We start from the raw sequence: 19,260 nt of genomic DNA, 5'->3' as shown, positions 1-19,260 counted from the left end.
GGGCCGAAGCCCCGTCCACGACATCCCGGGGCGGCGCTGCGCCCCAGCGTTGCGCGCACGCATCAGCGCAGAGCGCGATGCGGCAGCTAAGGAGGGTGCTGCGGGCCCTCAACCCTCCAGCAGCTGGCGCAACACAAAGGGCAGGATGCCCCCGGCCTGGTAATAGTCCACCTCGATGGGGGTGTCGATGCGCAGGGTCACCGTCACCTCCCGGCGTGTGCCATCGGCATGGTGGATAACCAGGCGTGCATCGCTTTGCGGGGTGAGTGCAGCGTCAGGCACCACGTCAATCACCTCATTGCCCGTCAGGCCCAGTGTCTCCCACGAATCGCCTGCCTTGAACTGCAGCGGCAGCACGCCCATGCCCACCAGGTTGGAGCGGTGGATGCGCTCAAAGCTGCGCGCCACCACGGCCTTGATGCCCAGCAGCTGCGTGCCCTTGGCGGCCCAGTCGCGGCTGGAGCCCGTGCCGTACTCTTCGCCTGCGAACACCACGGTGGGCGTCTTCTGCGCCATGTATTGCATGGCCGCGTCAAAGATGAACATCTTCTCGCCCTGCAGCGGCCCCTCGTTCTGGAACACCGTGACGCCACCTTCCTCGCGCGAGCCGTCGGACTGCGGCGGGATCATGAGGTTCTTGATGCGCACGTTGGCAAAGGTGCCCCGTACCATCACATCGTGGTTGCCCCGGCGGGCACCATAGCTGTTGAAATCGGCCTTCTTCACGCCGTGCTGCAGCAACCACTGGCCGGCTGGCGAACTCTCCTTGATCGAGCCCGCGGGCGAGATGTGGTCGGTGGTGATGGAGTCGCCAAACAGCGCCATGATGCGCGCGCCGTGCACGGCAGACGCGGCCGCCGCGCCCTGGTCGAGCGCAAACTGGGCAAAAAACGGCGGCTCGGCAATGTAGGTGCTGGCGGGCCATGTGTAGGCGGTGCCGCCCACGCCCTTGATCTTCTCCCACAGCGCACCGGGGTCGGTGGCCACCTTGGCGTAGTTCTCGCGGAAGGCCTTGCCGTTCATGGCGAACTTCAGCAGCGCATGCACTTCGTCGCTGGTGGGCCAGATGTCACCCAGGTACACATCACACCCGCCCTTGCCTTTGCCCACGGGCTCGGTCATCAGGTCCTTGAGCACCGTGCCCGCAATGGCGTAAGCCACCACCAGCGGCGGACTGGCCAGGAAGTTGGCCTTGAGGTTGGGATGGATGCGCGCCTCGAAGTTGCGGTTGCCCGAGAGCACGGCCGCGCATACCAGGTCGTTGCTAGTGATGACCTCGTTCAGCTCGGGCGTGAGGTCGCCCGCGTTGCCAATGCAGGTGGTGCAGCCATAGCCTGCCAACGCGAAGCCCAGCTTTTCCAGGTAGGGCAGCAACCCGGTCTGCGTAAGGTATTCGGTGACGATGCGCGAGCCCGGCGCCAGCGAGGTCTTGATGTGCGGCTGCACCTTGAGCCCCGCCTCCACCGCCTTCTTGGCCAAGAGGCCTGCGGCCAGCAGCACGCTGGGGTTGCTGGTGTTGGTGCAGCTGGTGATGGCGGCAATCAGCACATCACCATTGCCCACGGTAGGGTCAGCCCCCTTGGCGGGCAATGTGGCCGTGCGGGCCTGATCGTGTGCGGTGGCCAGGGCGGGTTTGTTGGCCTCCATCTCCACCATCGAGCGCGGAGCACCCGCCGGGGTGGGCTTGCCGTCTGGCGCCACGTCGGCGACCACCTCGGCGGCGCGGTGGATGTGATGGCGCGTGTGCAGCAGCTCCGCCGGGCGGTTGAAGCCGTTTTGTGCATTGGGCTTGCTGAACAGATCAGCAAACTGGCTACTGACCTTGCCCAGCTCGATGCGGTCTTGCGGGCGCTTGGGGCCGGCGAGGCTGGGCGTCACGCTACCCAGGTCAAGCCTCACCACCTGCGAGTAGTCTACCTCGCCCGCCAGGGGCACGCCAAACAGTCCCTGCGCCTTGAAGTAGGCCTCGAAGGCCTCGATCTCGCCCTTGGTACGGCCCGTGCCCTTGAAGTAGTCGATGGTCTTTTCGTCCACCGGAAAGAAGCCCATGGTGGCGCCGTATTCGGGCGCCATGTTGCCGATGGTGGCGCGGTCGGGCAACGCCAGGGTGCGCGTGCCTTCGCCGAAAAATTCGACGAACTTGCCCACCACCTTGTGCTGGCGCAGCAGCTCGGTCACCGTCAGCACCAGGTCGGTGGCGGTCACGCCCTCGCGCAGCTGGCCCGTCATCTCGAAGCCCACCACATCGGGGGTGAGGAAGTACACGGGCTGCCCCAGCATGGCAGCCTCGGCCTCGATGCCGCCCACGCCCCAGCCCACCACGCCAATACCGTTGATCATGGTGGTGTGGCTGTCGGTGCCCACCAGGGTGTCGGGGTAGTAGACGCCATCTTTGCGCTTGTGCACGCCGCGCGCCAGGTATTCGAGGTTGACCTGGTGCACGATGCCGAAGCCCGGGGGCACTACGCCAAAGGTGTCAAAGGCCTGCATGCCCCATTTCATGAACTCGTAGCGCTCGCGATTGCGCTGGAATTCGAGCTTCATGTTCAGGTCGAGCGAGTTCTTCTTGCCGTAGTGGTCCACCATGATGGAGTGGTCTACCACCAGATCTACGGGCACCAGGGGTTCGATCTTCTTGGGGTTCTTGCCCAGTTTGGCGGCCACGCTGCGCATGGCGGCCAGGTCGGCCAGCAGTGGCACGCCGGTGAAGTCCTGCAGCACTACGCGCGAGACCACAAAGGGGATCTCGTCCTTGCGCTCGGCGTTCGGCGCCCAGTGGGCCAGTTGCTGCACATGCTCGGCCGTCACCTTGCGGCCATCGCAGTTGCGCAGTACCGATTCGAGCACGATGCGGATCGACACGGGCAGGCGCTGGATCTGCGGGAACTGCTTGGCCAGCGCGGGCAGGGAGTAGAGCTTGCCCTCCTTGCCCGATGCGGTCTTGAAGCCCTTGAGGGTGTTGGCAAAGACGTGGCGGACGGGCTTGGACGATGGGGTGGCTTGCAGCTTCGACGATGAGGCCATGGCGAACTCCTTGAAAAGGCAACAGCGTCTATTCTGGCAGTCCCCCATGACGGCGCAATCACCGGGGATATGCCGCTGCACTCCGCCCGCCGCGCCCGCCCCGCGCCACCGCCAGCACCCTGTACCACACCCCTTTTGAGATCAAAAGCGGCGTATGCGCTACATCTACATGCCTGCAATGCTATTAAATGTGCAGCATCAGCGATTCCAATGCCAACTACGCAGCAACCCAGGCGGGCAGGCGGCGCACCCCCATCCACTGCAGTTCGGCAAGCACCGCCACTGACACCACATGCACCAACAGATAGGCCTGGCCAAGCAACGTGGGGGCTACAGCGCTGCCGAGCAGCAAGGCCAGGCTGGCCAGCGCCCAGGCAAAGTTGGCAACGATCAGTAACCACAATCCGCCGCGTGGCATGGCGGGCGCGCGTGCAATGCCGATGGCCAGCGCCGCGTAGCCCAGCAGCATCACGCCCGACGCCACCAGCAGACCGGGCGGCAATCCCAGCCATTCGGTCAATGACGCCGTCAGCAGCAGATGCAAGGCGCCCAGCAGCAGCCCGGTGGACGCATCGAACCAGACCACAACACGCAAGAACGAGGGAGAAGACAGCAGGTTGAACATGACAAGCTCCTTGGGGGGTTGAAGAAGGCTGCATCGTTGCCGCTGCAGCGCATGGCGTCGATGACGTGCCAGGTAATGGCCTGCGCGCCGGTTGGGTCTAGGATGCAAGGCATGACATCCACACCGGCCACACCTGTCACCCCTTCCCGTCGAACCCCGCGCCATCCGCTGCCGCACCGGGCTGCGGCGGCGGGGCTTGCCAGTTTTGGTGACCACCTGCGCACGTGGCGCCAGCAGCGGCACCTGAGCCAGCTGGAGCTGGCCGACGAAGCGGACATCTCCACACGCCATGTGAGCTTCATGGAGACTGGCCGCACCAACCCCAGTCGCGACATGGTGCTGCGCCTGTGCGAGCGCCTGGCCATCCCGCTGCGCGAGCGCAATGCCCTGCTGGTAGCAGCGGGCTATGCCCCGATGTACCGCGAACGCGCGCTGGACGACCCCGCCCTGGCTGCCGCGCGCCAGGCGGTGGAGCTGGTTCTCAAGGGCCACGAGCCCTGCCCCGCCATCGCGCTCGACCGCTGCTGGAACGTGGTGGCCGCCAACCGCGCTGCGCAAGCCCTGCTGGCTGCGCACGTCAGCCCCGAACTGCTTGCGCCGCCCGTCAATGTGTTTCGCCTGAGCCTGCACCCGCAGGGCCTGGCTTCACGCATTGCCAATCTGGCGCAATGGCGCCACCACCTGTTCGAGCGCCTGCGCCAGCAGATTCAGGCCACCGCCGACCCGGCGTTGCTGGCACTGCAGGCCGAACTGCTCGAATACCCCACGCCCGATGAATCTGCTCCGCTCGTCATGGAGGGTGAAATGCTGGGGGTGGTGATGCCTTTTTGTTTCAAGAGCGTGCACGGCATGCTGTCGCTCATCAGTACCACCACGATATTCGGCACCCCGGTGGATGTGACCTTGCAGGAGTTGGCGGTGGAGTCGTTTTTCCCGGCCGATGCATTTACTGCAGAGGTACTGCGAAAGATGGCGCAGCAATATGGTGCCGGTTGAGCAACCAGCACAGGCTTACCGGCACCGCGCCGAGAAGGTTTTTGACACCCTGGTAAAACCCAGCTTGGGCAACTAGGGTTTGCGATAAACACCCCGCGAATGCAGATGGCAGATGCTTTGCCGCAGGCACCCGGTGCCGATTGCCAAGTGCAGAGGCGTCACAAATCAGAGCTGGCGCGGCAAGCTCTGCATCGAATGCCGGATTCAAAAAAATAGCCCGCAAAGGCGGGCTATTTTTCTAACGCAGCACATCTGCTTTTCAGATGGCGAATTTTTCGCGGTTTTCGTTTTGAATCCACTTGGGGGCCTTGCCGCGGCCGGTCCAAGTCTGGCCGGTGGCAGGGTCACGGTATTTGGGCGCCACTTTGGTGCCTGCAGTAGAACTGCGGCCAACCTTGCCTGCAGCCTTGCCCGCAGGGAACACGTCCTGGGCGGTCAGACCATATTCGGCCACCAGAGCGCGCACTTGGGCGACAGCATCCGACAATTCTCGGCGACGGGCTTCGCTGATTTGTTGCTCAAGCGCTTCACGCTGCTTCAAAAGTTCTTTGTAGCTGGTCATGGTGTCTGATTAAGGAAATGGGGTTGGAGACAGCGCGATTATATGGATAACCGCCTGTCACACACGCGAGGTAGCATTTTTTGTATTAAGAAGCCACAGTTTTTTGGCAAGGCATATTCATCCTTGGCTATCTCCCCCTTGGCCTCAGCGCTTCCCTGCTTTAACGGGCACCTCGGGAAGGACGAATACCCCGACCAAAGCGATTGCCCCTGGGCAAGCACCTCGAATATCCAGCGGGCCTACCCAGTTTGCACGCCTACTGCGCGCAAAGGTCCTGTTTCTGCCATCAAAATTTCGGCAGAGTGTTATGGCGCTCCCACAGCCACGGGGCCAAGCAGACCAGCGTTGGGGTGCCACAGTTCGCCACAGGCGGTTCTGATCCACGCCATCACGACGCCCTCAGTGCGATCAGCAGAAAATCGACGCTTTGCTGCATCACGCTCACCACCAAAAACCATCATGGCTCTTTACTGTATCGGCGATATCCAGGGCTGCGACAGCGCGCTGGAACGCCTGCTGGACACCATCGGCTTTTCTGCCAGCCGCGACACGGTGTACCTGCTGGGGGACCTCGTCAACCGGGGCCCCGATTCCGCCGCCGTGCTGCGCCGGTGCATGCGCCACGGCGACGCCATCCGCTGCTTGCTGGGCAACCACGACCTGCACCTGCTGGCCGCAGCGCACGGCGCGCGCAAGCCCTCCCGACGCGACACCTTGGCGTCGGTGCTGGACGCCCCGGACCGCAAAGCACTGCTCGACTGGCTGCAACAGCAACCCCTGGCACGCACGCACGCGCATGCCGGTCAGCCTCTGTTGATGGTGCATGCGGGCGTGGTACCCGACTGGACCACCGCCGACACCCTGGCGCGCGCACAGGAGGTCAACGCCGTGCTGCGCAGCCCGGACCTGCCCGCCTTCTTGCACACGATGTACGGCAACACACCAGACCGCTGGAGCGACACCCTCACCGGCACGGACCGGCTGAGGGTGATCGTGAACGTGCTGACGCGCATGCGCTTTTGCTCGCCCGAGGGCGTGATGGATTTTGAAAGCACCGAGAGTGCCAGCGCCGCCCCTGCGGGCCTGATGCCCTGGTTTGAGGCGCCAGGACGGCGCACGGCCGGCACGCTGACGGCCTTTGGCCACTGGTCCACACTGGGCTGGCTCAACCGCAGCGACCTGCTCGGGCTGGACACGGGCTGTGTGTGGGGTGGCTGCCTGAGCGCCGTGCGCTTTGGCGCGACGCTGGCGGAGCGCGAACTGCTGCAGGTGCACTGCGAGCAGGCCCAGGCCCCGGGCTGAGACCCTGTGGACGACCTCGCAAGCGCCCGCAAGCATGCCGCGAGCGCCGCGGGCTCAAGACGGCATGGGCTCCAGCAAGGCCGACATGGCAGCGGACTGCCAGACTTCGCCATCCTGCCCGGCGATCAACACGGCCAGCCCCGGCATGCGCTGCGCCAGCGCCCTGCCCGCCTGTGGGCCCCGCACCATCAGCGCGGCGCCCAGTCCGTTGACAGCTGCCACATCCCGCGCCACCAGACTCACGCCATGCACGCCCGATGCCGGACGCCCCGTGCGCGGGTTGAGCACATGGTGCTGGCGCTGGCCTTCGTGGAAAAAGAAGCGCTCGTAGTCGCCTGACGAAGCCACCACACCAGTACCCGCCACGGCCACGACACCCAGCAGGCGCTCGGGAGACCGCGGGTCGCGCAGGCCCACGCGCCAGGGCCGGCCTTGCCACAACCCCTGGGTCAGCACGTCGCCGCCGCCGTTGATCATGGCGTTCTCCACCCCCTCGGAGCGCAGCACGTTCATGCCCGCTTCGAGAATAGGGAGTTTGGCGATACCGCCCAGGTCCAGCGCCATGCCCTGGCGGGCCAGGTAGGCAGAGCCAGCGGCAACGTCCAGCACCAGGCTGCGCGCATCCACCAGCGGCAGTTGCCGCGCGATCTCGCTGGCGCCGGGCACCACCTTTTCGCCGGGGCCAAAGTTCCAGGACTTGAAAGCCCCCACGGTCACGTCAAAGGCCCCACGGCTCACTGCCGACACGCGCTGAGCGCTCTGCAGAACCGCCATGACCTCGGCCGGGACTTTCACCGGGGTCACGCCCGCCGCCAGGTTGATGCGACTGACCACGCTGAGCGACTGGTAGCGGCTCATGAGCGCTTCCAGCCTCTGCATCTCTGCATAGGCCCGGTCCATGGCGTGGCGCAGCACCAGGGCGTCAATGCCCTCCACCGCCATATCCACCTGCGTGCCCATCAGTGACCGCGAGCTGCGTTCAGACACCACCCGCGCGCCCGCGGACGCGCCAACAGCCCAGGCAGCGCCACCCAGCAAGGGCAGCGCCATCACCACGCGACGGCGCGACAGGCCGGCGGGGCGCAGAGAAGCTTGCTGCATGGCGCCCTCCGCTCAGAGCGACTTGTCGGCCATGAAGTCCACGGCGGCCTTGACCTCGGCATCGGTCAGATTGGCTGCGCCGCCCTTGGCAGGCATCATGCCCTTGGCGCCGGTAAAGCCCTCGATCGCGTGCTTGTACAGCGTGTCCTTGCCCTGGGCAATGCGCGGGCCCCAGTCGGCCTTGTCGCCCGGCTTGGGAGCACCGGCCACGCCCGCGGCATGGCACATGGCGCAGGTCTTGCCAAACACGCCCTTGCCCACTTCATTTTCTGCAACAGCCGGGGCGGCGGGGGCCGCTGCGGGCGCCGGGGCCGTCACCGCAGCGGGGGCAGCCGCTGCCGGTGCGGGCTCCGACTTCTTGTCGCCACAGCCGGCCAGCAGTGCGGCCAAGATCGCTACGGCGACCATCACGGTTTTCTTTTGCATCGCATACATCCTGTTCTTGGTGGTTGAAAAGTATCTGAGAGGGCCTGTGACTGCGCGCGAAATGCATCCAGCACCACTTCAGACCGGTGCATGGACTGTAGATGCAAGAGGCACTTTTGGGCAGGTGCAGGCCTCGCCGAAACATGATCCAGATCAAATTGATTCATATTACATGAATCTATTATCCACCCCATGCAAAGCCATCAAACCCTCCGAAACCTGCGCCTTTGGGTGCTGGCGTGGTTTGTCATGGCGCTCGGTGCGGCGGCGGCTTCGCCGCTGATAGCGCCCCGAGGTCTGGAGCTGGTCTGCTCCGGCACGGGCGGCACCCGGCTGGTGATGAAGGCCGCCGAGGGCCTGGTGGCTGCAGATGCCACAGGCCTCGATTGCCCCTTGTGCCTGGCGGCCGACGCGCCACCTGCCACCCCGCCTGCAGCCACTACCACCACCGCGGCCCCCACCTTTCAGCCCCGCTTTCACACCTCACTTTCCGCTCGCACAGGGATGGCGCTCAGCCCCCCTGCGCGAGCACCACCCCTTTTCAACTGAGCGATCCCAAAGAGGAAAACCATGACCGAGAGAAAAGACAGTCCCCTTCCCGCAGCTGGCCTGGGCCGACGCAGTTTCATCAACACGGCAGCCCTGGTGGGCCTGACCGCAGGCGTCGCCGCCTGCAATGAAAAGCCCAGCGCCGCCACACCAGCGGCTCCGGCACCGGCAGCCCCCGCGGCCAGCCATGCCGCCACGGGTGCCAACCCGCACCTCAAGCCCGGTGAGCTGGACACCTATTACGGTCTGTGGAGCGGTGGCCACACGGGCGACATGCGCGTGCTGGGCCTGCCCTCGGGCCGCGAAATCACCCGCATCCCCTGCTTCGTACCCGACGCGCTGGTGGGCTGGGGCATCACCAACGAATCCAAGGCCGTGATGGGCACCAAGGCCGACGGTCACCTCGAATACACGGTGGCGGATACCCACCACACCCACGCCTCGTACAAGGACGGCAACTACGACGGCCGCTACGCCTGGATCAACGACAAGATCAACAGCCGCGTCGCCCGCATCCGCCTCGACTATTTCATCTGCGACAAGATCACCAAGCTGCCCAACGTGCAGGGCTTTCACGGCATCTTCCCGGACAAGGCCGACCCGGTGGACCCCGCCATCAACTACACCACCCGCGTGTTCTGCGGCGGTGAGTTCGCCATCCCGATGCCCAACACGGGCATCGAAGACGCCAGCAAATACCGCTCCATGTTCAGCTGCGTCGACGCAGAAACGATGGAAGTGCGCTGGCAGGTGCTGATCGACGGCAACTGCGACCTGGTCGCCACGTCGTACGACGGCAAGCTGGCCGCCACCAACCAGTACAACACCGAGATGGGCGCGAAGTACGAGGACATGATGTCCGCCGAGCGCGACGCCTGCCTGTTCTTCAACGTGGCCCGCATCGAAGCCGCCGTGAAGGCTGGCAAGTTCAAGACCATCGGCACCAGCAAGGTGCCCGTGGTGGACGGCACGCACGAAGCCAACAAGGACCCCAAGACGGCCCTGACGGCCTACGTGTCGGTGCCCAAGAACCCCCACGGCGTGAACGCCAGCCCCGATGGCAAGTACTTCATCTGCGCCGGCAAGCTCTCGCCCACCGGCACCGTGATCGAACTGGCCAAGGTGCTCGACTACTTTGAAGGCAAGCTCGAAAAGCTGGACTCCGCCATCGTGGCCGAAGTGGAACTGGGCCTGGGCCCACTGCACACTGCATTTGACGGCCGTGGCAACGCCTACACCACCCTCTTCCTGGACAGCCAGGTCGTGAAGTGGAACGTGGAGGCCGCCATCAAGTTCCACGCGGGCGACAAGACCGCCAAGTACGTGGTGGACCGCCTGGACGTGCAATACCAGCCCGGCCACTTGAACGCCTCGCAGTCCGAAACCAAGGCCGCCGACGGCAAGATCCTGGCCGTGGGTTGCAAGTTCTCGAAGGACCGCTTCCTGCCCGTGGGCCCGCTGCACCCCGAGAACGAACAGCTCATCGACATCTCTGGCGAGAAGATGGTGCTGCTGGCCGACCACCCCGTGCGCGGCGAGCCCCATGACTTCATCATCTTCAAGCGCGACCTGGTGCGCCCCAAGCAGGTCTACACGCTCGACGAGTTCCCGCTGGCCGTCAAGGACCCCAAGGAATCCGGCGTGTTCCGCAATGGCAAGAAGGTCACCGTGAAGCTGACCTCGCAAGCCCCAGCCTTCAGCCTGCGCGAGTTCAAGCTCAAGAAGGGTGACGAAGTCACGCTGATCCTGACCAACCTGGACAAGATCGAAGACTTGACCCACGGCTTTGCGATCCCGAACTACAACGTGAACTTCATCGTGAACCCGCTGGAGACCAAGTCGGTGAGCTTTGTGGCCGACAAGCCCGGTGTGTTCTGGTGCTACTGCACGCACTTCTGCCACGCACTCCACCTGGAAATGCGCACGCGGATGATTGTGGAGGGGTGATTCGGAGCATCCCCCTGAGGCGCGACCGCTCGGTGCAGCCGCCAGAGGCGGCAGCTCTTCAGGACCGTCCAAGCCTGCGCAGGCAGGCTTGGAGCCGCGGCCCTCAGCCCCTTCTCTCTGCGCGCTTCGCGCTCCGGGAAGGGGGACGATGCACTCGCTGCGGGGCGGCCCTTGCTCTGCATCCCTGGCCTGGGGGCGCGCCAGTTGTCGTGTTTGCGCACCATTTCGAATCATATTGGCCGCTAGCGCTTGAAGAATATGCGCTGGCAGCTATCAAAAAGATAGTCCCATGATGTCCCTCCGTCGGCAGTTCGCCACGCTTCTTCTGGTCTTGTTGGCAGCACTTTGGCTGGCGCCGCGCGCGCATGCTGCGGCAGGCGCCTACGAGGCGGAGCTGCCTGCGGAACTCTCCACTGCGCGCGACATGTGCGCGCTGGTGCCCTGCAAGGACGTGTTTCCCGGCGCCAGTCATTTTTCTGAACGCAAGGGCCAGCCGCCCTATGTAGAGGCTTACGACAACGACGGTGCCCAGAAAAAACTGCTGGGTTACGTCATGTTGTCCACCGACATCACCGACACCCCCGCCTACTCCGGCAAGCCCGTGGTGACGCTGATTGGCATGGACACGCAGGGCCGCTTTGTGGGCGTGAAGGTGCTCAAGCATTCCGAGCCCATCCTGCTGCTGGGCATCCCTGAATCGGCACTGCTCAAATTCAACGCCCAGTACCTGGGCAAGTCGGTGTCCGACAAGATCGAGGTCGGCCAGTCGCGCCCCGATGAGAACGTGCTGGGCCTCGATGCCATCTCAGGCGCCACCGTCACCGTCATCGCACAGAACCAGGTCATGATGACCTCAGGCTCGGCCGTGGCACGGCAGGTGGGCATCCTCGCGCCCACCGTGCGCGAACCCGCTCGCTATGTCGAAACCGGCAAACGCCTGAGCTGGGCCGAACTGGTGCAACAAGGCACCGTACAGCGCCTGCGGGTGCTGCCCGAACAGGTGGGCCTGGACAAGGGCCCCGACCCATTCATCGAACTGTGGTTCGGTGACCTGAACCACCCCGACCTGGGCAAAAGCCTGCTGGGTGAGAACGGCTGGAACAACCTGCGCCTGCAGCTCAAGGAGGGCGAGCACGCCTTCTTCATCATCCGCACCGGCGGCAAAGAATCCTTCAAGGGCTCGGGCTTTGTGCGCGGCGGCATTTACGACCGCGTGCAAGTGCGCCAGGGCGCGGACTCATTCACCTTCCGCGATCTGGACGCGCTCAACCTCTATGGCATCGAGGCCGCAGGTGCACCCAGCTACAACGAATCGGTCATCTTCATCATCCGCTCACCCGCGTTCTCGGCCGCCTACCCATGGAAGCTGAGCTTTCTGGGCAACCGCGTAGACCGCGCCACCGGCACCCGCAGCTTCACCAGTTTTGACACACCCTACTGGCTGCCCGCCAGCACGCTGCAGGGCGGTCGCCCCACCATCGAAGAGCCCGACGCCCCCTGGGTGCGCGTGTGGAAGTCGCGTGCGGTAGAGATTGCACTGTTCGCCGTGCTGCTGGTCGCCGTGGGTGTGGTGTACGCGCTGCGCGAAAAGCTCACCCGCCTGTCCACCCACAAGAACAAATGGCCCGTCAACGGCTTCAAGTACAGCTTCTGGGCCCTCAGCATTGGCTGGATCGGCTTTGGCGCCATGGCCCAGCCCTCCATCACGCAGGTGCTGACCTGGTTCCACTCGCTGCTGTTCCAGTGGACCTGGTCGCTGTTCCTGTCCGACCCGTTCATCTTCCTGTTCTGGATCTTCATCATCGTCACCGTGTTCCTGTTCGGCCGTGGTCTGTTCTGCGGCTGGATGTGCCCGTTCGGTTCGCTGCAGGAGGCGATCTACAAAGTCGCCCGGGTCGTGGGCCTCAAGCGGTTCCAGACACAGCTGCCGCAAAAGTGGCACGACCGACTCAAGTGGGTCAAGTACGCGGTGTTCTTCGGGCTGCTGGTGGTGTCGATGTTCTCCATGGGCCTCGCTGAGAAGCTGGCCGAGGTAGAGCCGTTCAAGACCACCTTCCTGGTGGGCGTGATGAACCGCGCCTGGCCTTACAGCCTGTTCGTGGCGGCCATCCTGGGCGTGTCGATCTTCATCGAGCGGCCTTACTGCAAGTACATCTGCCCCCTGGGCGCTTCGCTCGCCATGCCCAGCACGTTCCGCTGGTTTGGCCTGAAGCGCAAGCAGGACTGCAACAGCTGCAAGGCCTGCGCCGTGGGCTGCGGCGCCCAGGCGATTGATGCCGATGGCCGCATCGACCACCGCGAATGCCTGCATTGCCTGGACTGCATGGTGCTGTACACCGACACCAAGGGCTGCCCGCCTCTGGCCAAGGAACGCAAGCGCCGGGAGAAGGACGGCCTGGAGATCACGCCCATCGGCAAGAACGGCTATTTCATCCCGATCCACCCCGCCACGGTGCAGGACCAGATCTCGGCCAAGGCCGCCAAGGGACCGGACCCACGCATGCCCACCACGCCAGCGCTGCCCGCGCACAAGGCTGATGCCAACGGCCTGCGCTGGATCTGGCTGGAACTGGTAGACCACCTGTGGCCCTGGAGCCGCGAAGGCTGGGCATCGCGCCGCGCGCTGCAGATCGCAGGCTTCTCGCTCGCCGTGGCTGCCAGCGTGGCCTGGGTGATGACCGCCATGGGCTCGCTGTCGTCGGGCGCCATCATTGGCTGGTGGTTTGGCTGGAGCGTGTACGAGGTGCTGATCCGCCTGTCGGGCAAGCGCTATGTGAAGGACGGCCCGTGGTGGCGCGACCAGTACCGCCGTGCGGGCGTGATGGACATGCTGAGCTATGTGGGCTTCAAGAATCTGTTGATTGGCGCGGCACTGTTCCTGGCCATCAAGACCCTGGTGGGGCTGGCGTAATGAAGCCCCCCCTTGCCCTCACCGCGTTCCTGGCGCTTGCGACGTGCCTGCTGGCCCTGCCCGCCAGCGCCGCCACCGTGCAGGTCCGCCCTGGCCAGGACCTGCAAGCCGCCATCCAGGCTGCCGCGCCGGGCGACACGGTGGAGGTACAGCGTGGCTTTTACCGCGTGAACCTGCGCATCGGCAAGGCCATGACCCTGCGCGGCATCGACCGCCCCACGCTCAGCGGCGGCCAGACGGGCGACACCATCCGCGTCACCGCGCCCGACGTGGTGATCGAGGGCCTGATCGTGCGCGACTCGGGCACCAGCCTCAAGGACCAGAACGCAGGCATCTATGTCTACCCCGGCGCCCACCGCACCGTGGTGCGCAACAACGACCTCACCTACAACCTGTTTGGCTTGTGGATCGAGAAGGCCAACGACGTGCAGGTGCTGCACAACACCATCACCGGCCTGCGCGACGTGGGCTCGTCGCAGCGCGGCAACGGCGTACAGCTGTACAACACCACGGGTGCCCGCATCGAAGGCAACCACATCAGCTTTGTGCGCGATGCGCTGTATGTGGACGTGTCGCACCACGCCATCTTCCGAAGCAACAAGCTGCACCACAGCCGCTACGGCACACACTACATGAACTCCTACTACAACCTGTGGGAGGACAACGACACCTACCTGAACAGAGGCGGCTTGGCCCTGATGGAGGTGCGCGACCAGGTGGTGCGCAACAACCGCGCGTGGGGCAACAGCGACCACGGCATCATGCTGCGCACCCTGCAGGACTCGGTCATCGAGAACAACGTGGTGGCCGAAAACGGCCGGGGCTTTTTTATCTACGACGTGGAATACATCACCCTGCGTGGCAACCTGGTGGCCCGCAACACGGTGGGCGTGCACCTGTCGGCGGGTTCCAAGAACAACAAGGTCAACGGCAACGACTTCATCGGCAACCGCGAGCAGGTCCGCTACGTGGGTGCTCGTGACGAGCGCTGGGGCACTGAAGGCGGCAACCACTGGAGCAACTACCTGGGCTGGGACCGCGACGGCAACGGCGTGGGCGACGTGCCCTATGAGGCCAACGACATGGTGGACCGCTTGACCTGGCGCCATCCCACCATCAAGCTGCTGCTGGCCAGCCCTGCCGTACAGGCGCTGCGCCTGGTGGGCCAGCAGTTTCCGGTGCTGCGCGTGCCCACGGTGGTGGACCCCCAACCCCGCATGCAACCGAACCAACCCCAACGGAAGTTTCAGCGTGACACGCAACCCTCCCCCCATTGACCTGAGCGAGCCCCCCGCCATCGAGGTGCAGGGCGCGCACAAGCACTACGGCGCACTGCATGCCGTGGACGGCATCGACCTGCGCGTGGCACGCGGCGAGATCTTCGGCCTCATCGGCCACAACGGCGCGGGCAAGAGCACGCTGTTCAAGATGATCCTGGGCCTGGTGCCCGCCACCTCGGGCGAGATCCGCGTGGGCGGCGCCACGGTGCAGGGGCGCGACTTTCGCGCCGCCCGCCGCCACCTGGGCTACCTGCCAGAAAACGTCGTGCTCTACGACAACCTGAACGGCCTGGAGACGCTGCACTTCTTCGCGCGCCTCAAGGGGTCGCCGCTCGCGCAATGCCCGGCGCTGCTCGAGCGCGTGGGCCTGGCCGGTGCCGGCAAGCGCGCCGTGCGCGAGTATTCCAAGGGCATGCGCCAGCGCCTGGGGTTTGCACAGGCCCTGCTGGGTGAGCCGCAGGTGCTGCTGCTCGATGAGCCCACCAACGGCCTCGACCCGCAGGCCATCCGCGACTTCTACGCCACGCTGCGCGAACTGCAGGCGGTGGGGGTCACCATCGTCATCACCTCGCACATCCTGGCCGAGCTGCAGGAGCGCGTGGACCGCCTGGCCATCCTGGCCTCCGGCAAGCTGCAGGCCCTGGGCAGCGTGCAGGCGCTGCGCGAGCAGGCGCACATGCCGCTGACCATCGAGCTCGCACTGAACGACGCGGACGTACCCGCCGCCGTGCTGGCCCTCGCGCCGCTGCAAGGCCTCACGTGCACAGCCCACGCTGGCGGCCTCACGGTCATCTGCCCGCGCGACGCCAAGATGGCCGTGCTGGGCGCACTGGCGCCGCTGGGCACGCGGCTGCGGGACGTGAACATTTACGAACCGTCCCTCGAAGACGTGTACTTCGACCTGCGCAAGGGCTAGCCATGGAATTCCACCAAATCTTCACCATCGCGGGCAAGGAGTTCCGCGACCGCATGCGCAACCGCTGGGTGCTGGCCGTGGCGCTGGTGTTCACCGTGTTCTCGCTGGCCATTGCCTACTTTGGCGGCGCGCAGCAAGGCACGGTGGGCTTTCGCTCCATCGAGTTCACCATTGCCAGCCTGGTCAGCCTCGTCATCTACCTGATCCCGCTGATTGCGCTGCTGCTGGGCTTTGACGCCATCGTGGGCGAACGCGAGCGCGGCTCGCTCGATTTGCTGCTGTCCCTGCCCATCACGCGGCTGGAGCTGCTGCTGGGCAAGTACCTGGGGCTGGCGGCGGCGCTCACGCTCTCCACGCTGGCGGGGTTCGGGCTGGTGGCCGTGCTGCTGGTCCAGCAGTTCAACGGGGCAGCGCTGTTCCACTACGGCGGCTTCATGCTCAGCTCGGTGCTGCTGGGGCTGGCCTTCCTGAGCATGGCCGTGCTGCTGTCGGTGCTCACCCACGAGCGCACCCGCGCTTCGGGCCTGGCGATTGCCGCCTGGTTCTTCTTTGTGCTGGTGTTTGACCTGCTGCTGCTGGGCGCCTTGGTGGCCACCGGCGGCAGCGTGGGCGGCGAGGCCGTGGCCTACCTGCTGCTGCTCAACCCGGCCGACGTTTTTCGCATCCTCAACGTGTTTTCGCTGGACGACGTGCGCACCCTGTACGGCCTCACCAGCATCGTGCCCCCCGCCCTGGCCAAGCCATGGCTGATGGGCGCGGTGATGGCGGGCTGGATCGTGCTGCCCCTCGGCCTGGCGAGCTGGAGATTCAAACCATGACAACCCCTTCATACCAATGCGCCTGCGCCACCCGGCGCCAACTGCTGGGCTGGGCGGCCCTCGCATCGCTGGGCACGCTCACGGGCCTCGCGGGGCTGACCGGTTGCAGCCAGGCAGACAACAGCGCGCAGTCCCTCCAGCCCGTGGAGATCGACCGCACCACCAGCTGCGAACTCGACGGCATGCTGCTGGCCGACTACCCCGGCCCCAAGGCGCAAGTGCGCTTTGCGGGGCAGGACAAGCCTTCGTACTTTTGCGACACGGTGGAGCTGTTCAGCACCCTGCTCGCCGGCGAGCAGGTGCGCGCCGTGCAGGCCGTGTACGTGCAGGACATGGGCCAGGCCGACTGGGACGCGCCCAAGGGCCACTGGATCGACGGCAAGACCGCCATCTACGTGGTCGGCGGCAAGCGCCACGGCTCGATGGGCCCCACCATTGGCAGCTTTGCACAAGAGGCCGACGCCAAGAAGTTCGCCGCCGAATATGGCGGCAAAGTGCTGCGCTTTGCCGAGATCACGCCCACCATGGTGGACCTGAGCGGCGGCGCGCAGCACGACACGCGCATGTGAGCAGCCCATGCCGGTGCTGACGCCACCTCCAAGCCCCACCACCCGGCGTGCCGTGCTCGCAGCCCTGCTGCTGGGCTCGACAGGCCTGGTGGCATGGCAATGGCCCCAGCGCACCCCGCCCCGCCCATCCGGCAACGCCGCCCTGGAGGGGATTGGCGACGATGTGTGCGTGGTGGCGCCCCCCACGCCCTACGACCCGGCCTTGGGCCAGCCCTTGGCCGCTGCGCGCGAGGTGCCCGCCGACGCACGCTGCCCGGTGTGCGGCATGTACCCGGCCCGCGCACGCGCGTGGGCGGCACAGGTCATCTTTGCGCAAGGGGATGCGTATTTCTTCGACTCGCCGCTCAGCCTGATGCTGTACCTGGGCAACGTGGCCCACTACACGCGGGGCCGCACGCCCGACGCCATCGTGGCCCGGTATGTGACCGACACCGACACGGGGGCTTGGCTGAACGCGCAGGAGGCGGTGTACGTGACAGGCTCTTCGGCCATGGGGCCGATGCGGGCGGGCAACCTGCCCGCCTTTGCCGATGCGGGGGCGGCGCAGCGGTTTGCGCAGCAGCGTGGAGGGCGGGCCGTGCTGTTCGGCGCCATCGATGCGCCCTTGCTGCGCGGGCTGGCCCCGAACCTCAGGGCCGACCACCGCCTGCATGCAGGCTGAGATGGATTGAATTGCTATAATAAATATAGCTACTAGCGCTTATTCTTCTAGCGCTACAGGCCAAAAAGGCCTGATTTTCATCACTGCACCGAAGTTTCGGGCTGGGCGGCCTTGAAGAGGGCGGCCACCTTGCGCTTGGGCTTGATGTTGGCCGAAATGCTGCTGCGCGCCGGCGACTTGGTGGCGGCCTCCCAGGCGGGTGCGGCATCCGCACTGCTGGGCTCGTAAGGCTTTTCAAAGAAGGGGTCGCGCGATGCCACGGCAGGGCGGAAACCCCGGTGGTGTTCACGCGGCTCACGGGGTTCGCGGCGCTCGCTGCGTTCGCGCACGGCGCCTGGAATCGCATCACGCGGGTCACCCGTCTCGCCCGCTTCACGCCAGGCACGGCGGCCGTCATTAATGCGACCGCGGGGGCGGTCTTCTTCGTACTCGATGGCTTCGAGGTCGATCTTTTTCTTGATCAACTTCTCAATGTCAGCCACCAGGCGGGCATCGCTGCCCGACACCAGCGTGACGGCCAGGCCCGAAGCCCCGGCACGGCCCGTGCGACCAATGCGGTGCACGTAGTCTTCGGCGTTGAACGGCACGTCGAAGTTGAACACGGCGGGCACGTCCTTGATGTCCAGGCCGCGCGCGGCCACATCGGTACACACCAGCAGATCGACCTCGCCACTCTTGAAGGCTTCCAGCGCCTTCAGGCGCTCGTCCTGGCTCTTGTCACCGTGCAAAGCGGCGGTCTTGAGGCCTTCGCGCTCCAGGCTGCGCGCCAGGCGGGCGCAACCGAGCTTGCTGTTCACGAAGATGAACGCCTGCTTCAGGCCCCGGCTCTTGAGCACATGGTGGATGGCACGGCGCTTGTCGTCGTCGTTGGCGCTGTAAAAACGCTGCTCCACCGTGGAGGCCGTCTCGTTCGGGCGGGCCACTTCGATGGTGATGGGGTTTTGCAGGTAGCTGCTGGCCAGACGCTTGATCTCTGGGGAGAACGTGGCGCTGAACAAAAGCGTGGTGCGCTGCTTGGGCAGATAGCTCAGGATGCGCTGCAGGTCGGGCAGGAAGCCGATGTCCAGCATGCGGTCGGCCTCGTCAAGCACCACGTACTCGACCTGGTTGAGCACCGCGTTCTTGGCCTCGATGTGGTCGAGCAGGCGGCCCGGCGTGGCCACCAGGACTTCGACGCCCTTTTTCAGCTCGATGGTCTGGGGCTTCATGTCCATGCCGCCAAACACCACGGTGCTGCGCAATTTGGTGTACTTGGCGTACAGCGCAATCTGTTGGGCGACCTGGTCGGCCAGCTCACGGGTAGGCAGCAGTACCAGGGCACGCACAGGGTGGCGGGCGGGGGATGTGGAACTGCTCTCGTGCTTGAGCAGGCGCTGCAGCAAGGGCAGCGAGAACGCTGCCGTCTTGCCGGTGCCCGTCTGGGCAGCGCCCATCACGTCCTGACCGGTGAGCACCACCGGAATGGCCTGCGCCTGGATGGGCGTCATGGACTCGTAGCCCATTTCGGCTACGGCGCGCGCCAGCGGCTCAGCCAGCGATAGATTGGAAAAGGAACTTGTCATTTAGCCCTCTA

The 19,260-nt window shown here is 65.3% G+C and carries 16 protein-coding genes; 10 read left to right on the top strand and 6 right to left on the bottom strand.

The features are described 5' to 3' along the window. Window positions 1-108: 108 nt before the first annotated feature. Both C8C99_RS02375 and C8C99_RS02370 read right to left on the bottom strand, forming a co-directional pair. Window positions 109-3,024, bottom strand: a complete 2,916-nt coding sequence (locus tag C8C99_RS02375; RefSeq protein WP_108624846.1) for an aconitate hydratase — start codon at window positions 3,022-3,024, stop codon at window positions 109-111. 217 nt (window positions 3,025-3,241) lie between these two features. Then, the gene (locus C8C99_RS02370) at window positions 3,242-3,649 is read right to left on the bottom strand and encodes a hypothetical protein (RefSeq protein WP_108624845.1); all 408 of its coding nucleotides are present in this window, start codon (window positions 3,647-3,649) and stop codon (window positions 3,242-3,244) included. 111 nt (window positions 3,650-3,760) lie between these two features. Here C8C99_RS02370 and C8C99_RS02365 point away from each other — a divergent pair, with 111 nt between their 5' ends. After that, window positions 3,761-4,645: a helix-turn-helix domain-containing protein gene (locus tag C8C99_RS02365; protein WP_108624844.1), complete on the top strand. Its 885-nt coding sequence runs from the start codon at window positions 3,761-3,763 to the stop codon at window positions 4,643-4,645. A 259-nt stretch (window positions 4,646-4,904) separates the two neighbouring features. Here C8C99_RS02365 and C8C99_RS02360 read toward each other — a convergent pair whose 3' ends face one another. Beyond that, a complete protein-coding gene (locus tag C8C99_RS02360) occupies window positions 4,905-5,207 on the bottom strand; it encodes an H-NS histone family protein (RefSeq protein WP_056636872.1) in 303 nt (100 codons plus the stop codon). Window positions 5,208-5,666: 459 nt separating this feature from the next. On the opposite strand from C8C99_RS02360, the gene C8C99_RS02355 reads away from it, so the two are divergent. Further along, the gene (locus C8C99_RS02355; protein WP_108624843.1) at window positions 5,667-6,509 is read left to right on the top strand and encodes a symmetrical bis(5'-nucleosyl)-tetraphosphatase; all 843 of its coding nucleotides are present in this window, start codon (window positions 5,667-5,669) and stop codon (window positions 6,507-6,509) included. A 54-nt stretch (window positions 6,510-6,563) separates the two neighbouring features. On the opposite strand, the gene C8C99_RS02350 is transcribed toward C8C99_RS02355, so the two are convergent. Both C8C99_RS02350 and C8C99_RS02345 read right to left on the bottom strand, forming a co-directional pair. Further along, window positions 6,564-7,610 (bottom strand): FAD:protein FMN transferase, encoded by a 1,047-nt coding sequence (locus tag C8C99_RS02350; RefSeq protein ID WP_108624842.1) that lies wholly within the window; start codon window positions 7,608-7,610, stop codon window positions 6,564-6,566. 12 nt (window positions 7,611-7,622) lie between these two features. After that, window positions 7,623-8,036, bottom strand: coding sequence for a cytochrome c5 family protein (locus C8C99_RS02345; RefSeq protein ID WP_056637610.1), 414 nt, complete (start codon window positions 8,034-8,036; stop codon window positions 7,623-7,625). A gap of 192 nt (window positions 8,037-8,228) precedes the next feature. Here C8C99_RS02345 and C8C99_RS02340 point away from each other — a divergent pair, with 192 nt between their 5' ends. From C8C99_RS02340 to C8C99_RS02305, 8 genes are all read left to right on the top strand, one after another. Beyond that, window positions 8,229-8,585 carry a hypothetical protein gene (locus C8C99_RS02340; RefSeq protein ID WP_056636879.1) on the top strand — a complete coding sequence of 119 codons (357 nt, stop codon included), beginning with the start codon at window positions 8,229-8,231 and terminating at the stop codon, window positions 8,583-8,585. 21 nt (window positions 8,586-8,606) lie between these two features. Next, window positions 8,607-10,532, top strand: coding sequence for a TAT-dependent nitrous-oxide reductase (gene nosZ / locus C8C99_RS02335; protein WP_108624841.1), 1,926 nt, complete (start codon window positions 8,607-8,609; stop codon window positions 10,530-10,532). Window positions 10,533-10,821: 289 nt separating this feature from the next. Continuing rightward, window positions 10,822-13,443, top strand: a complete 2,622-nt coding sequence (locus tag C8C99_RS02330; protein ID WP_108624840.1) for a NosR/NirI family protein — start codon at window positions 10,822-10,824, stop codon at window positions 13,441-13,443. Beyond that, window positions 13,443-14,720: a nitrous oxide reductase family maturation protein NosD gene (locus tag C8C99_RS02325; RefSeq protein WP_108624839.1), complete on the top strand. Its 1,278-nt coding sequence runs from the start codon at window positions 13,443-13,445 to the stop codon at window positions 14,718-14,720. Before C8C99_RS02330 ends, C8C99_RS02325 begins: the two co-directional genes overlap by 1 nt. Continuing rightward, the gene (locus tag C8C99_RS02320; protein ID WP_108624838.1) at window positions 14,695-15,639 is read left to right on the top strand and encodes an ABC transporter ATP-binding protein; all 945 of its coding nucleotides are present in this window, start codon (window positions 14,695-14,697) and stop codon (window positions 15,637-15,639) included. The genes C8C99_RS02325 and C8C99_RS02320 overlap by 26 nt, the downstream gene beginning before the upstream one ends. 2 nt (window positions 15,640-15,641) lie before the next feature. Beyond that, window positions 15,642-16,457, top strand: coding sequence for an ABC transporter permease (locus tag C8C99_RS02315; protein ID WP_108624837.1), 816 nt, complete (start codon window positions 15,642-15,644; stop codon window positions 16,455-16,457). After that, on the top strand, window positions 16,454-17,026 hold the full coding sequence (locus C8C99_RS02310; RefSeq protein ID WP_056636890.1) for a nitrous oxide reductase accessory protein NosL: 573 nt from the start codon (window positions 16,454-16,456) through the stop codon (window positions 17,024-17,026). The genes C8C99_RS02315 and C8C99_RS02310 overlap by 4 nt, the downstream gene beginning before the upstream one ends. A gap of 7 nt (window positions 17,027-17,033) precedes the next feature. Beyond that, window positions 17,034-17,687, top strand: a complete 654-nt coding sequence (locus C8C99_RS02305; RefSeq protein ID WP_108624836.1) for a nitrous oxide reductase accessory protein NosL — start codon at window positions 17,034-17,036, stop codon at window positions 17,685-17,687. 80 nt (window positions 17,688-17,767) lie between these two features. Here C8C99_RS02305 and C8C99_RS02300 read toward each other — a convergent pair whose 3' ends face one another. Further along, complete coding sequence (locus C8C99_RS02300) at window positions 17,768-19,249, bottom strand: DEAD/DEAH box helicase (protein WP_108624835.1); 1,482 nt, start codon at window positions 19,247-19,249, stop codon at window positions 17,768-17,770. Between the last annotated feature and the right edge of the window lie 11 nt (window positions 19,250-19,260).

The sequence above is a fragment of the Acidovorax sp. 107 genome (genome assembly GCF_003058055.1).
In the GTDB taxonomy this organism is placed as follows: domain Bacteria; phylum Pseudomonadota; class Gammaproteobacteria; order Burkholderiales; family Burkholderiaceae_C; genus Acidovorax.
The sequence above is the reverse complement of the archived record's forward strand: the minus strand, read 5'-3'. Positions and strand labels throughout refer to the sequence as shown.